We start from the raw sequence: 13,278 nt of genomic DNA on the forward strand, positions 1-13,278 counted from the left end.
CAATCCGGGGGTCAAGGCTACGATCCCTCGATCATGAACACCCAGATTGTAACGCGCTGCGGCACCGCAGGTGCCTGGTGGCGATTCGCGTCGATTCTCATCGCAATGCTTGCACTGGGCGCCTCGCGCGCGCGCGCCGTCGACCCGACACCCGACGCTGCCGAGGAGGGCTCGATCGAGGCGATCGCAGCGGCTACGAGCGAGCCGCGTTTTCTGAGCCCCTGGGTGGCCTATGTCCCCGACGCGAAGGATGTGCCGTCGCCAACGAGGTTCCTTGGGCACATCATCGGTGCGCCCGGCGAGCTTACCCAACCGGCGCGGATCGTCGAGTATGTGCGGGCTCTTGCTGCCAGCTCGCCGCGCGTGCATGTCGAGACGCTGGGTGTCTCGGAGGAAGGTCGCGACATCGTGCTTGCGGTCATCGCGGATGAGCAAGGCATCCGCGACCTCGATCAGCTGAAGGCCGCTTCGGCCGCACTTTCCGATCCGCGCCGCACTTCGCCCGCGGCGGCCGCCCAACTCATCGCCGGCGCGCGTCCCGCCTATTATTTCAATTGCAACCTGCATGCCGATGAGACCGGTAGCGGCGAGATGTGCATGGAGCTGATCCATCGTCTCGCCGTATCGGAGCAGCCCATGATCCAGGCAATACGCCGCAATCTGCTGGTGCTCGTCAATCCGGTATCCGAGCCCGACGGACGGGCCAAGGTGACCGACTGGTTCCATCGCTACCTCAAGGGCAAGACCAATTTCGACGCGCTGCCGCGGCAAAGTCCGCCCTACTGGAGCCGCTACGTCTTCGTCGATATCAATCGCGATGCACACCAGCAGGATTTCGCCGCGACGCGCGCGGTGAGCAAGATGTTCTTCGACTATCATCCTGTCGTCGTGCACGACCTGCACGAAGCAATATCGCTGCTGGTGACATGGAACGGCACCGGACCCTACAACCCGCACCTGGACCCGATCGTCACATCGCGCTGGCTCGAAATGAGTTTCCACGAGATGACGACCATGAACGCCCTGGGTATGCCAGGCGTATGGACCTGGAACTTCGGCGATGGGTTCGGGCATCACTATCTGGATTCAGTAGCCATCAACCACAACGCCATCGGGCGCGGCTACGAGACCTTTGGCAACGCGACAGCGGAAACCGTCGAGCGACACGCTGATGCCGATTCGTTGACGCGCGAGTGGTATCGGCCATGGCCGCCGGACGCGAAGTTCCGCTGGTCGATGCGGGATAACGTCAACTACCAGCAGACGGCTGCGCTAGCGATACTCGACTGGTCGGCCAGGCATGCCAGCGAGATGCTGCAGGATTTCTATCAGACGGGCTACAACTCCTGGCGCAAAGGCGTCGAGCAAAAACCCTATGCCTACATCGTGCCGGCCGGACAGGCCGATCGCCTGCAGGTCGTTCGCATGATCGATCGGCTGCAGACGCAGCGTATCGAAGTGCACCGTCTGGACAAACCCATCGACGTCGATGAAGGTCAATTCAAGCGTGGCGATTTCCTGATCCGTCTCGATCAGCCATATCGCAACTACGCCCTCGATGTTCTCGAGCCACAGAGTTTTCCGACGGGCTACAAGGAGCTTCCCTACGACGACGTTTCCTGGGCTTATCCGGTCGGGTTCGGCGTGCGCGCCGTGCGCATCGAGGATGAGCGCGTGCGCAAGGCTGAAAGCCACTTGCTCGAGGGCGGGACGCTGGTGGGCGGTACGGTGCGCGGCAATGGACCTGTATTCATCCTGCGCGAACGTGGCCAGGAATCGCTCCTCGCTGCGCGTTTTGCGCTTGCGCACTATCCGGTGCGCATCGCGGAACGATCCTTCCGCATGTCGGGAGAGGTATTTCCTGCGGGCTCGTGGATCGTTACCGCCGGCGACGGTCAATCGCCGGCGGAACTGCGCAAGGCTGTCGAGCATGTGAGCGGGACGTTCGCGATCGATTTCTGGTCGCTGCACCAGGTGCCGGACGTGGCGGCACACGATGCCAAGCTGCCGCGCATCGGCCTGTGGGTACCGTGGGCGGACACCGACATGATGGGCTGGATACGCCTGATCCTGGAGCGCGAACAGGTTCCTTACACCTATTTGCGCGATGAAGACCTGCGCGCCGGCCATCTGCGTGAACGCGTGGACGTCATTGTGTACGGACCATTTTCACGCCTGGAACTCGCCGGGCAGATACATGGCATCGCTGCAACAGAGGGTCCGATGGCGTATCGGGCGACGCCGGAGTATCCGAGTCTTGGTCAGCCGGTCGCCTCCGATGACATCACAGGTGGTGCTGGATACGAGGGTCTCGCGGCGCTCAAGGATTTTGTCGACGCTGGTGGCGTGCTCCTGACGCTTGGCAGTGGCAGCGCCCTCGCGCTGGAAGGCGGCCTGGTCTCTGGAGTTGCCCGCGCGAACACAGCTTCGGTATTCACACCGGGCGCGGTGCTCCGCGCGAGTTTTCGCGACATTTCGCATCCGATCGCCTATGGATTTGACAGTGAGGCCGCGGTGCTGCGCACCAACTTGCCGGTATACGAGACGCCGCGGCGCTGGCTGACCATGGCGTATTGCACGTCCTGTCTCGATGGCCCGATCGATGAGCGGCATGTGGTTCTTGCCTGGGGCGGTAAAGGACCAATGGTGATCAGCGGCGGCATACGCGGCGAGGACGAACTCGCGGGCCATCCGGCAATCCTCGATACGCCGATTGGCAACGGGCATGTCGTCAGTTACAACTTCAACGGGATTCACCGCGACATGAACAGCGGCGAGTGGCGGCTGGTGTGGAACACCATCCTCAACTGGAACGCATTGCCGAGACCGTCACCCTGACGGCCGGCATGGCCTCAAGCCAGCTTGTCCTCTGTGCGCAGGTCGAAATCGCTGGCGTCGTGGCGTTCGTGCAATTGCTCGGATAATTCCCCGGAAGTGCGATTGACCATGCGGCCGCGCTCGACGGCGGGCCGGGCGGCGATCTCTTGCGCCCAGCGCTGCAGGTGCGTGTAGTTCTTGACCTGCAGGAATTCGCCTGCCTCGTAGATTTTCCCTTGCGCGAGAACACCGTACCAGGGCCAGACCGCGATATCGGCGATGGTGTATTCATCGCCCGCGAGATAGGCCGTTTGCGCCAGTCGCTGGTCGAGCACGTCGAGCTGTCGCTTGACCTCCATGGTGAAGCGATCGATGGCGTACTCGATCTTGAACGGTGCATAGGCGTAGAAATGGCCGAAGCCGCCGCCAAGATAGGGTGCGCTGCCCACCTGCCAGAATAGCCATGACAGGCATTCGGCGCGGCCCGCGGAATCGCGCGGCAGGAAAGCGCCGAATTTTTCCGCCAGGTACAGGAGGATCGCACCCGATTCGAAAACCCGCACCGGTTGAGCGCCACTGCGATCGATGAGTGCGGGAATCTTCGAGTTGGGGTTGACGGCCACGAAGCCGCTGCCGAATTGATCGCCGTCATTGATACGAATGAGCCACGCGTCGTACTCGGCGCCGCCGTGGCCCTGCGCCAGCAGCTCCTCGAGCAATACCGTGACCTTCACGCCGTTCGGTGTCGCGAGCGAATAAAGTTGCAGCGGGTGGCCGCCGAGCGGCAGCGGCTTGTCGTATCGTGCACCGGCGGTCGGCCGGTTGATGTTGGCAAACCTGCCGCCATTGCCCGGTGTCCAGGTCCAGACGGGCGGCGGCTGATATTCTTTCGTATCGCTCACTCGTTCAGATCATAACCCACATGTGATGCGGCGACATGCCGAACAGGTGAGTAATGGTTTCGCCAAGGCCGGGGACCGTTTCGAGGAGAACCCAGCCGAAGGCCGCGACGAGCACGAGCCATAGAAGCGCGTCGAGCGAACTGGCCCAGCCGTAGTTGCGACCACCATTCGCGTAGCGACGTGAGGCACGACGCGCGACGCCGACCGGTGCCGCCACGATCAGGTAGGCCAGGACCAACACGGCAATGAGCGCCCAGGTGGGCACGTTCGGCAGCGGCCACCAGGCAAACCACGCGCTGTTACCCAGCAACAACAGCAGACCGGCAACGAAGACGACAAAAAGGGCTGCGGACAGAATCGACAGTACTGGCAGGGTGAGGCCCGCCAGAACCTGGGCGCCATATCCGACCGACGGCTGCGGCTGACGATAGACGCTTGCGTGGCGTCGGTGCGCGGCACGGTGCATGTCGCTGCGCTTGCTGCGCAGTTTGTCGGCGAGATTGGTTACGCCTTGTTTGACGTCAGCTGCCGCGCTTTTTACGGTTGACTCGTGTTGTTGCCATTGACGCCGGCCGAGGTCGGCGGCGACGCCGCTGTATTCGTCATACTTTTTTTTTACGCGGTTGATCACGTCCTGGGCATTGAACGGCTCGCCATGTGCGAGCGCGACGTCTTCGGGCGTCTGTGCGCGCGGCATGACGAACAGCATGACCAACCAGGCGACGATCCAGATGCCAGTGACGAATGTGAGAATGACGAACAGCAGCCGGACCCACACTACGTCGACGTTGAAATACGCAGCGAGGCCGGCGCACACGCCACCCAACATGCCCTGTTCGGGAAGACGAAACAGGCGTCGCGTCGGTGTTGCAGAGGACGAAGCTTCCCCTGTGCTCGTCGATTGCCCGTCTTCGTGCGCTGTGTTGCCTCGAGGCTGTTCGGCAGCGCCCTCGACGGGGCCCATTTCCTTGAGGATCTGGCCCATTTCGCTGGCATCGACCACGTTCTTGTGGGCGCCGAGAAAGGTATCGCATTTGTCCGCGATGGCTTGTTCGAGATCCGTGAGGATCTCGGCGCGATCGGGATTCTGGCTGAGCTTCTGGCGGGCGTCGTCGAGGTAGCCGCGCAGCGCTTCAAAAGCGTTCTCGTCGACTTGATAGGCATTGCCGTTGAGATTGATGGTGACGACTTTCAGCATGCTCATGCTCCCAGTTTCGTTATGGTGTCGTTGAGGTGCTGCCAGTATTTCTGCAGTTCCTGCAACGCACTCTGACCCGTTGATGTCAATTTGTAGTACTTGCGGGGCGGCCCCGACTCCGACTCCTGCCATTCGTAGTCCACCAGCTGTTCACGCCGCATGCGCGAGAGCAGGGGGTAGAGGGTACCCTCCTGGGTGGCAAACTCGGTCTGTGCGAGACGCTTGCGCATATCGGCGACATAGAGCTTTTCACCGGCGATGGCCTTCAGGAGCACGAACTCCAGCAGTCCTTTGCGTATGGCGGCGAATTTTTCGCTGGTATCCATGATGGGCTAGTCGAAAGCTACCTTGTGTAAACAAGGTAGCAGGGTAGATTAAGGATGTCAAGCCCGTCCCATCCAGTGCCAGGCGGGCAGCGGCGCTGGATGGAACCCGATGCGGGTGGCTGCTAGTTTCCGGACATGTCCGACACCGTGTCGTTTCGATGCCCGATCTGCCGCAGCCAGGTGTACGAGCGCGTCGGGCTCGCGACGGATCGGCGACCGGTGTTCGAGTGCGCCGGTTGCTCGGTGCTGTTTCGCGACCCCACGCGACTGACACGTTTCGAACCGCATACCGCGGGCATACTCGCACCCGAGTTGTCGCAGCATTGGCGCAAGCTGTAGGGAGATTGAACGACATGAAATTGCAGGAATTGGCGTGCAGTCGCCGATGGCCGGCGCAACACCCGGACCGTCTGCAGCTCTATTCGCTCGCGACTCCGAATGGCGTGAAAGTATCGATCATGCTCGAAGAAACCGGTCTGCCTTACGAGGTGCACAAGATCAATTTCGACACTGCTGATCAAAAGTCGCCCGAGTTTCTCGCCCTCAATCCGAACGGCAAGATTCCTGTACTGATCGATCCGGCAGCGACGCAAAATGAGCCGCTGATACTCAGTGAGTCAGGCGCAATACTGCTGTACCTGGCGCAGAAAACAGGCCAACTCCTGCCGAGTGGCGTTATCGGGCGCAATCAATGCATGCAATGGTTGATGTTTCAGGTAAGCGCCATTGGACCGATGTTCGGTCAGCTTGGTTTCTTTCATCGGTTTGCCGGCCGCGAATGGCCAGACAAGCGACCACGAGACCGCTATGCAACGGAATCGCGCCGCCTGCTTGGTGTACTCGATGCGCAGCTTGCTACGAGGGAATGGCTCATGGGAGACGCTTATTCGATCGCCGATATCGCCGTCTTTCCGATGATCGACAATCTCGTGAAATTCTATGGCGCCGGGGAACTCGTGGGTATCGATGATTTTCGCAATGTCGGGCGTGCCTGCGAGTCGTTTCTTGCACGACCCGCAGTGATCAGGGGGATAAGGATCCCCGCGTAAGAAAATTCCTTGCGGTCGCTTCGAAGGCGCGCCATGACGCGTGTGCCAGCACACCGCCGAGGCTGATGCGGCGGACGCCGGCGTCTACGAGTTCATCGACACGCTGCTGCGGTTGATACATCAGGACATTGACCGGCCGCGGCGCAACCGCCGCGACAATGGCGCGTATCGTCGGCAGATCGACCACGCCTGGTGCATACAGGCAGTCCGCACCGGCGTCAGCGTATTGAACGAGACGGTCGATCACCAGGCGCGGATCAGTCTGTCCCAACAGGTAGGCTTCGCATCGCGCCACCAACAAAACCTCGGGCGCGCCCGCATCAAGTGCCTGGCGCGCTGCGCGGATACGCTCGATGGATAGCCCGGTGTCGTATAGCTGCTCGCTGCGTTGGTCTTCGATCGACACCCCTGCGATGCCGGTGGCTGCTGCGCGAAGGACATTCTTCGCGATGGCCTCGGGAGCATCGGCGAAACCGTTTTCGAAGTCCGCATTCAGTGGCAGGCTCGTCGCGGCCGCGAGGCTCTGCAAGTGCGTCAGTGCTTCATCCAGCGTGATCTGGTAATCGCTTCGGCCGAGCGCCATCGCGCATGCCGAGCTCGATGAGGCCAGGGCCTTGAAGCCCATCGCCTCGAGGCGCGCGGCGCCGCCAGCATCCCAGGGATTGGGCAGCAGGAGGCAGCCGGACTGATGCAGTTTCCGGAATGTGCGTCGGCGTTCGAGCCATATGTCGTGCATCGTCTGCTCCTGCGGTTGGGATCGTCGCGCAATCGTGCGAAGCAGCTCAACGCCTGAGTTTCATGTAAAGCCGCCTGGTCGGATAGTCGATGATCAACTGTTCCACCGTGCCGATGACATCCATGCCAAGCAATATGGCGGGCTCCCGCGTCAACCGCCAGTGCTTGAACAAATGTACATCGCCAAAGCTCATTTGCGCGCCTTTGATCATGATCTGATCCATGTAGATGGTGGGCATATTGATGCGATTGGCATACTCGACGTCGAGAGTGACGCCGATCACCTCGGATGGAGGCAAATCCTCGGGCACGCGTTTGAGGGCCTCCTGCAGCGCGAGATTGCCTAGCGACTGCGCCGAGCCCGTGTCGATGATTGCGGTCGTGGGTATCCGTCCGATGCGCACGTCGATCGCCATCAGATAATTGCGCAGGAACTTGATCGGCATCATGCGATAGCCGGGGCCCGGGTCATCACGGCGCGAGCGCTTGACGGTGATGATGTCGTTCCTGAAATCGATGAAGATTCTCTTGTCGTGAAGGCCGGCGTTGCCGAGCACGCCATCGGCGCCGCCGAATACATCCGCTACGACCGGCAACATGGCGGGCTCCAGCACCAGATCGCCGATGTCCATGCGGTCGATCCTGAGTACCGGCACGATAGCTGTGCCGGATACGCCTTGCACGCGCATCTGTCGGTTAGTTCGGGCATCGTCACCAAGCAACTGCGCGACCCGCGGAATAATCGCTGATTGGCTGGCGCCGGTATCGAGGACGAGTCGGAAAGGTCCCTTGCCATTGAGGTAGACGGGTGCCCAGATGCGCCCGATTCGATCACGCAGTGTGGGTGCGACGTACCGCGGAACGCGGCCCGTCACGGTAATTTCCTGCAGAGTCGGTGGCGTGTCGGCTACGGTTGTGGAAGAGCCGCCGTCGACCTGCGCAACAGCTATGGAGCTGCCCATGGCGACCGCGGCAGTGAGTGCAAGAAGCGGGAGAACAGTGGTGGCTTGGTTGCGCATAGGCGAATCGCAACAAAAGGATATGGCTGCACCGCCTTTCACTCGGGCGGCAGGTGCCGTTCGGCGGATCATAAAGCAAATGCCTGCGGAAAGGATATGATCGTTGAAGGGTCGTGAGTCTACGCAAACCCAAGGACCTGATTCGACAAGCGTCACCACATGGAAGAGGAAGTACAAGAATGATGCCCCGGAAGCGATTCTCAATTTTCGCGCTGGTTTCGCTGTTGACCACCGCGTATTTGGCTCACGGCCAGGAGGCCCCAGGAGCCGAGGCGGCACCTGTCACTGAGGAGGCGCCGGATGCAGCGCAACAATCGACGATCAAGGTGCCGGAAGGAACCGAAGTCGCACTGGCATTCGTGGATGCACTCAGCTCCAAGACCAATACCGATGGCGACCGCTTCAACCTCCGGGTCGACGGCGATGTGCGTGTCAATGGCGTGGTGGCCATTCCGTCAGGAGCGATTGCGGTCGGGACGGTGACGCACGCGCGCAAGAAGGGATACATGGGCAAGGCCGGCGAGTTGAACGTGATCCTCGACTATGTGAGCGTCGGTGATCGCCGCGTGAAACTGCGCGCCAACAAAGGCAATGAAGGCGACGCGAAAGTCGGCGCAACCGTCGCATTGACGGTTCTGTTCGGACCCCTTGGTTTACTCAAGCGCGGCCACGATATCGATATCAAGCCCGGCACGCCGATTACGGCTTATGTCGACCAATCGGTCGAATTGCCGTTCAGTCCATGACAGAGGATCGATACGCGGGAGTATTTCCGGGTCAGCCCGGGCCCGACGCTCAGGCAGCCTCTGTGCGAAATGCCGGCGACTTGCCTTGCTTGTCGACGCCAGCATAGAGCGTCACATGCGGGTAGGGGATTTCGATGCCCTTCGCGTCGAATGCCTGCTTCAATTGCTTTAGGTAGGCGCGGCGCACCGCCCATTGCTCGAGCGGCTTGACCTTGATGCGGCAACGAACGACGACGGCCGAGTCGCCGAGTTCCTCGACGCCTGCGATTTCCAGCGGCTCGAGTATTTTTTCGGCAAAGCCTTCCTGCTTGCGCAGTCCTTCGGCAACTTCGCGTATCGCCGCGTAGACCTCGTCGAGGTCCTCACGATACGCAACGCCAATGTCCATTACCGCGAAGGCGAATCCGCGACTCATGTTGGTGACCGTGGAAATGAGGCCGTTAGGGATGTAGTGTACGTCGCCGTTGTAGGCGCGCAGACGCACGTAGCGCAGGGTGACGTCTTCTACGACGCCCGACTTGTCCGCCACTTCGACGACATCGCCTCGCGCCACCTGGTCTTCGAGCAGCAGGAAAAAGCCGGTGAAGTAGTCCTTGACCAGTGATTGCGCGCCGAATCCGACCGCAAGGCCGACCACACCCGCGGCACCGAGTATCGGCGCGATCGATACGCCGAACTCGCTCAGTATCAACATGCCGGCAACCAGCGTGATTGCGACCGACGCGATGTAGCGAATTACCCGGCCCAGCGTCTCGGCACGCTTGATGCCGTGGCCCTGGCCAATGTGGCTCGTGAAGCGATCGCGGAAGATGCGAATCAGGCGGCTGGCGAGACGTTTGGCCACCATGGCAAGTAGGATGATGACCAGGACGCGCAGCGCCGGCGCTGCATAGGCGACCGATTCAGGGCCGAACCATTCGATGAGTGTCTGCTTGATTGCTGTCATCTCGTTACCTCGTTCACTTCGAAAAAATAGCCGTCCAGATCCCAGAACGACGCGCCGATCATGTGTTTGGTTACGCCGTCGGCGCCTTGTACCGACCACGGATGTGGCGACGAGTGCAGGCGCGATCCAGCGGCCAGTGCCCTGTCGGTGGTGGCGCGTACGTCCTGCGCCGCGACCACGAAAATCGGTGCGCCGAAGGTCAGTTGCGCCGGCAGATTGTCAGGGGCAGGTCGGGGTGGATCCAGCCACTGCAGCAAGCCGATCATGCCGATGCGCTCGTGCTTGCATTGCATGATGATCAACCTGGTGCGGTCGCCGATTTCGCCCGCAGCCAGTTGCCCGTCCGAGAGCACGAATTCGCTGTCAAACCAGCGTCGCATGCCAAAAACCGTTGCATACCACTCGGCGGCGCGCTCTGCGTCGCGCACCATCAGGGTGGTTCGTTTTATCTCGTCAGGCATGATGGCGCTCTCCTGCTGGCATTATAGGCATGCGATCGCGCCATGCCTGCAATGATGCGGGCTCAAACCGGGTCATTAAGCAGATGAATTACAAGAAAGCGCTTTTGGGTGCAGTTGTGCTGGCGGCGGTCGGCGCATTTTTCGTGTTCGATCTGGGTCGATTCCTCGACCTGCAGGCGATGCAGTCGGCGCGCAGCGAGTTTGCGGCTCACTACGCGTCGCGGCCGTACGCAACACTTGCGCTTTTTGCGCTCATTTATGTCGCCGTCACAGCGCTTTCGCTGCCGGGGGCTGCCGTGTTGACCCTGGTTGCCGGCGCCTTGTTCGGGTTGGTGGCCGGTACGATCGTGGTCTCGTTCGCATCGTCAATCGGCGCGACTTTGGCGATGCTGGTATCGCGTTATCTTCTGCGCGATGCGGTGCGTGGGCGGTTCGCCCAACGACTGTCAGAAATAGACCGCGGTGTCGAGCGTGAAGGCTCGTTCTATTTGTTCACGCTGCGCCTGGTGCCCCTGTTCCCGTTCTTCGTGATCAATCTCGTGATGGGGCTGACACGCATGCGCGCCGGTACCTTCTATTGGGTTAGTCAGGTCGGCATGCTGGCGGGTACGATTGTCTACGTCAATGCGGGTACCCAGCTCGGTCAACTGCGCTCGCTTGAAGGAATTTTCTCGCCGGCGCTGCTCGCTTCGTTCGTGCTGCTTGGGGTATTTCCTCTGCTGGCGCGCCGGTTGTTGCGGCTCGCGCGCGCACGGCGCATCTACTCGCGCTGGCGTGGGAACAAGCCACGGCGGTTCGACCGCAATCTGGTCGTCATCGGTGCCGGCGCGGCCGGTCTGGTCACGAGTTACATTGCTGCGGCCGTCAAGGCGAGCGTAACGCTCGTCGAAGCGCAGCGCATGGGAGGCGACTGCCTCAACTCGGGTTGTGTGCCGAGCAAGGCGCTCATCCATGCGGCCAGTATCGCGCATCAGGCGCGCAAGGCGGGCGCTGCGGGAATTGGCATTGCACCGCCTGCAATCGACTTCGGTGCCGTCATGCGCCGGGTTGCCGACGTCGTTCGCCGCGTTGAACCGCACGACTCGGTCGAGCGGTACACCGCACTTGGCGTCGATGTCGTATTGGGCAAGGCGCGCATCGTCGATCCATGGCGTGTGCAGATCGAGCGACAGGACGGCGCAACGCAGGAGCTCAGCACTCGCGCGATGGTGATTGCGACAGGTGCCGAGCCCATCGTGCCGCCTGTTCCAGGCATCGAGGACTCGGGTTATCTCACGAGCGAGACTCTCTGGGGGCTGACGGAGGCGCCACAACGGTTGCTGGTGCTTGGCGGTGGACCGATCGGTTGCGAACTAGCGCAGGCTTTTGCGCGTCTTGGATCGAGTGTCGTATTGGTGGAGATGGCGGCACAACTATTGGGCCGCGAAGATGGTGATGTCGCGGAACATCTCCTGCAGTGCATGCGCGATGACGGTGTCGACGTGCGTGTTGGTGCGGAGGTCGTGCAATTCGATCGCGATACAGGGGGGCGTTACGCCATCGTCGATTCCGGCGGTAACCGCGAGAAGCTGCACTACGACACGTTGCTATGCGCGGTCGGCAGGCGCGCGCGTCTCACCGGTTACGGCCTGGAAGCGCTCGGCATTCGCGCGGACAAGACCATCGTGCACAACGAATTCCTGCAGACGGACTACCCCAATATCCTTGTCGCGGGCGACGTCGCTGGACCCTATCAGCTCACGCATGTGGGTGCGCACCAGGCTTGGTACGCAGCGGTGAACGCCCTGTTCGGCGGTTGGAAGCGATTCCGCGCCGATTATCGGGTATTGCCGGCCGTGACTTTCACGGACCCGCAAGTCGCGCGTGTCGGGCTCAATGAACAGGAGGCTAAGTCCCGGAATCAGCCATTTGAGGCGATCCGCTACCAATTTGCCGAGCTCGATCGTGCCATTGCGGACGACAAGGCGCGTGGCTGGGTCAAGGTGCTGACGTTGCCTGGCAGCGACCGCATCCTCGGCGTGACCATCGTTGCGCCCGATGCGGGTGAGTTGATCGCGGAATGGGTGCTTGCCATGAAGCATGGACTGGGCCTCAGCAAGCTGCTTGCCACGGTGCACGCCTATCCCACACTGGTCGAAGCGAACAAATATGCCGCCGGCGAATGGCGGCGGGCGCACCAGCCGCAACGCCTGCTCGCAGGGCTCGCGCGATATCATCGCTGGCGGCTCGGATCCGGTGCGCCTGACAAGGGCCACGCCAAGCCATTATGATCGCCAGCGATGCGACACCCGCTGCACGGTCATGCCGACGACGGCGATGCGCTCAGGTTCTGCAGTACCTGTGCGTTCTCGGGTGCCTGTCTCGCGCAAGGCTACGACAAGGCGGCGCTCGCGGAATTGCACGTGCTTGTCGAACACGTCGGCCCCTTCGCCGAAGGTACTCATCTATTCCGCGAGGGCGATGCATTCAATGCCATCGCGGCGGTGCGCGCCGGCACGGTGAAGACCTACATGATCGACGCACACGGCAGGGAGCACGTGCTGGGTTTTCACATCCCGGGTGAACTCATCGGCCTGAACGCGATTCACGACACACGCTACCCCTGCAACGCCATCGCTCTGGACGAAGTGCAGTTGTGCCGTTTTTCGTTCCCGAAAATGGCGATTCTGGCGACGCGGTTGCCGGGACTGCAGCAGCGCCTGTTCGCGTTGTTGTCCCAGGACATCGGCCGCGCGCATCTCCTTGCGGGCGATTTTTCGGCCGAAGAGCGGCTTGCGGCGTTCTTCCTGCTGTTGTCGCGACGCTATGAGCGCCAGCAATTCTCCGCCACCGAACTGCATCTGCCGATGTCGCGCAGCGATATTGCAAGCCACCTGCGGCTCGCACCGGAAACCGTCAGCCGCATCCTGCGACGTTTCCGTGAAGAGGGGATTGTGCATATCGAATTGCGCGATCTACGCATACTGGATGTCGAAAAACTCGCCGATATCGCCAGGGTTGCGATTGGCGATACTCGTTTGATCTAGATCAAGGCGCGCATCGCGCAGCGTGAGCACAATCCCGGCAGTTATCCGGGAGT

Annotated in this window: 13 protein-coding genes; 6 read left to right on the forward strand and 7 right to left on the reverse strand. The window is 61.3% G+C overall.

Annotation, left to right across the window (positions count from 1 at the left end; genetic code table 11):
• Nucleotides 1–33 precede the first annotated feature (33 nt).
• Entirely contained in the window at nucleotides 34–2,838 is a 2,805-nt protein-coding gene (locus tag R3E77_06910; GenBank protein MEZ5499143.1) for a M14 family zinc carboxypeptidase, read from the forward strand.
• 14 nt (nucleotides 2,839–2,852) lie between these two features.
• On the opposite strand, the gene yghU is transcribed toward R3E77_06910, so the two are convergent.
• The 3 genes from yghU to R3E77_06925 are packed head-to-tail and all read right to left on the reverse strand — an operon-like array spanning nucleotide 2,853 to nucleotide 5,243.
• The gene (gene yghU / locus R3E77_06915; GenBank protein ID MEZ5499144.1) at nucleotides 2,853–3,719 is read right to left on the reverse strand and encodes a glutathione-dependent disulfide-bond oxidoreductase; all 867 of its coding nucleotides are present in this window, start codon (nucleotides 3,717–3,719) and stop codon (nucleotides 2,853–2,855) included.
• A 4-nt stretch (nucleotides 3,720–3,723) separates the two neighbouring features.
• Nucleotides 3,724–4,923 (reverse strand): PspC domain-containing protein, encoded by a 1,200-nt coding sequence (locus R3E77_06920; protein MEZ5499145.1) that lies wholly within the window; start codon nucleotides 4,921–4,923, stop codon nucleotides 3,724–3,726.
• A complete protein-coding gene (locus R3E77_06925) occupies nucleotides 4,920–5,243 on the reverse strand; it encodes a PadR family transcriptional regulator (protein ID MEZ5499146.1) in 324 nt (107 codons plus the stop codon). The genes R3E77_06920 and R3E77_06925 overlap by 4 nt, the downstream gene beginning before the upstream one ends.
• Before the next feature lie 135 nt (nucleotides 5,244–5,378).
• On the opposite strand from R3E77_06925, the gene R3E77_06930 reads away from it, so the two are divergent.
• A complete protein-coding gene (locus R3E77_06930) occupies nucleotides 5,379–5,582 on the forward strand; it encodes a hypothetical protein (GenBank protein ID MEZ5499147.1) in 204 nt (67 codons plus the stop codon).
• Nucleotides 5,583–5,596: 14 nt separating this feature from the next.
• A complete protein-coding gene (locus R3E77_06935; protein MEZ5499148.1) occupies nucleotides 5,597–6,292 on the forward strand; it encodes a glutathione S-transferase N-terminal domain-containing protein in 696 nt (231 codons plus the stop codon).
• Here R3E77_06935 and R3E77_06940 read toward each other — a convergent pair.
• Both R3E77_06940 and R3E77_06945 read right to left on the reverse strand, forming a co-directional pair.
• A complete protein-coding gene (locus R3E77_06940) occupies nucleotides 6,267–7,028 on the reverse strand; it encodes an isocitrate lyase/phosphoenolpyruvate mutase family protein (GenBank protein MEZ5499149.1) in 762 nt (253 codons plus the stop codon). The genes R3E77_06935 and R3E77_06940 overlap by 26 nt on opposite strands.
• A 46-nt stretch (nucleotides 7,029–7,074) precedes the next feature.
• Nucleotides 7,075–8,046 (reverse strand): retropepsin-like aspartic protease, encoded by a 972-nt coding sequence (locus R3E77_06945; protein MEZ5499150.1) that lies wholly within the window; start codon nucleotides 8,044–8,046, stop codon nucleotides 7,075–7,077.
• A gap of 179 nt (nucleotides 8,047–8,225) precedes the next feature.
• Between R3E77_06945 and R3E77_06950 the strand changes: the two genes are divergently transcribed.
• The gene (locus R3E77_06950) at nucleotides 8,226–8,792 is read left to right on the forward strand and encodes a hypothetical protein (GenBank protein ID MEZ5499151.1); all 567 of its coding nucleotides are present in this window, start codon (nucleotides 8,226–8,228) and stop codon (nucleotides 8,790–8,792) included.
• A gap of 49 nt (nucleotides 8,793–8,841) precedes the next feature.
• On the opposite strand, the gene R3E77_06955 is transcribed toward R3E77_06950, so the two are convergent.
• Nucleotides 8,842–9,738 (reverse strand): mechanosensitive ion channel family protein, encoded by an 897-nt coding sequence (locus R3E77_06955; protein ID MEZ5499152.1) that lies wholly within the window; start codon nucleotides 9,736–9,738, stop codon nucleotides 8,842–8,844.
• Nucleotides 9,735–10,199, reverse strand: coding sequence for a VOC family protein (locus R3E77_06960; GenBank protein ID MEZ5499153.1), 465 nt, complete (start codon nucleotides 10,197–10,199; stop codon nucleotides 9,735–9,737). Before R3E77_06960 ends, R3E77_06955 begins: the two co-directional genes overlap by 4 nt.
• An 83-nt stretch (nucleotides 10,200–10,282) precedes the next feature.
• Here R3E77_06960 and R3E77_06965 point away from each other — a divergent pair, with 83 nt between their 5' ends.
• Nucleotides 10,283–12,469: an FAD-dependent oxidoreductase gene (locus R3E77_06965; GenBank protein ID MEZ5499154.1), complete on the forward strand. Its 2,187-nt coding sequence runs from the start codon at nucleotides 10,283–10,285 to the stop codon at nucleotides 12,467–12,469.
• 9 nt (nucleotides 12,470–12,478) lie between these two features.
• On the forward strand, nucleotides 12,479–13,225 hold the full coding sequence (locus R3E77_06970; protein ID MEZ5499155.1) for a helix-turn-helix domain-containing protein: 747 nt from the start codon (nucleotides 12,479–12,481) through the stop codon (nucleotides 13,223–13,225).
• Nucleotides 13,226–13,278 lie beyond the last annotated feature (53 nt).

The organism is Steroidobacteraceae bacterium (assembly GCA_041395505.1).
Lineage (GTDB): Bacteria > Pseudomonadota > Gammaproteobacteria > Steroidobacterales > Steroidobacteraceae > JAWLAG01.

Excerpts from the sequence above, each read along its gene's own strand:
- R3E77_06925 (MEZ5499146.1), bottom strand. The coding sequence starts at position 5,243 with ATGGATACCAGCGAAAAATTCGCCGCCATACGCAAAGGACTGCTGGAG.
- R3E77_06945 (MEZ5499150.1), bottom strand. The coding sequence starts at position 8,046 with ATGCGCAACCAAGCCACCACTGTTCTCCCGCTTCTTGCACTCACTGCC.
- R3E77_06970 (MEZ5499155.1), top strand. The coding sequence starts at position 12,479 with ATGCGACACCCGCTGCACGGTCATGCCGACGACGGCGATGCGCTCAGG.
- R3E77_06910 (MEZ5499143.1), top strand. The coding sequence starts at position 34 with ATGAACACCCAGATTGTAACGCGCTGCGGCACCGCAGGTGCCTGGTGG.
- R3E77_06930 (MEZ5499147.1), top strand. The coding sequence starts at position 5,379 with ATGTCCGACACCGTGTCGTTTCGATGCCCGATCTGCCGCAGCCAGGTG.
- R3E77_06920 (MEZ5499145.1), bottom strand. The coding sequence starts at position 4,923 with ATGAGCATGCTGAAAGTCGTCACCATCAATCTCAACGGCAATGCCTAT.
- R3E77_06955 (MEZ5499152.1), bottom strand. The coding sequence starts at position 9,738 with ATGACAGCAATCAAGCAGACACTCATCGAATGGTTCGGCCCTGAATCG.
- R3E77_06965 (MEZ5499154.1), top strand. The coding sequence starts at position 10,283 with ATGAATTACAAGAAAGCGCTTTTGGGTGCAGTTGTGCTGGCGGCGGTC.
- R3E77_06935 (MEZ5499148.1), top strand. The coding sequence starts at position 5,597 with ATGAAATTGCAGGAATTGGCGTGCAGTCGCCGATGGCCGGCGCAACAC.
- R3E77_06960 (MEZ5499153.1), bottom strand. The coding sequence starts at position 10,199 with ATGCCTGACGAGATAAAACGAACCACCCTGATGGTGCGCGACGCAGAG.
- R3E77_06950 (MEZ5499151.1), top strand. The coding sequence starts at position 8,226 with ATGATGCCCCGGAAGCGATTCTCAATTTTCGCGCTGGTTTCGCTGTTG.
- R3E77_06940 (MEZ5499149.1), bottom strand. The coding sequence starts at position 7,028 with ATGCACGACATATGGCTCGAACGCCGACGCACATTCCGGAAACTGCAT.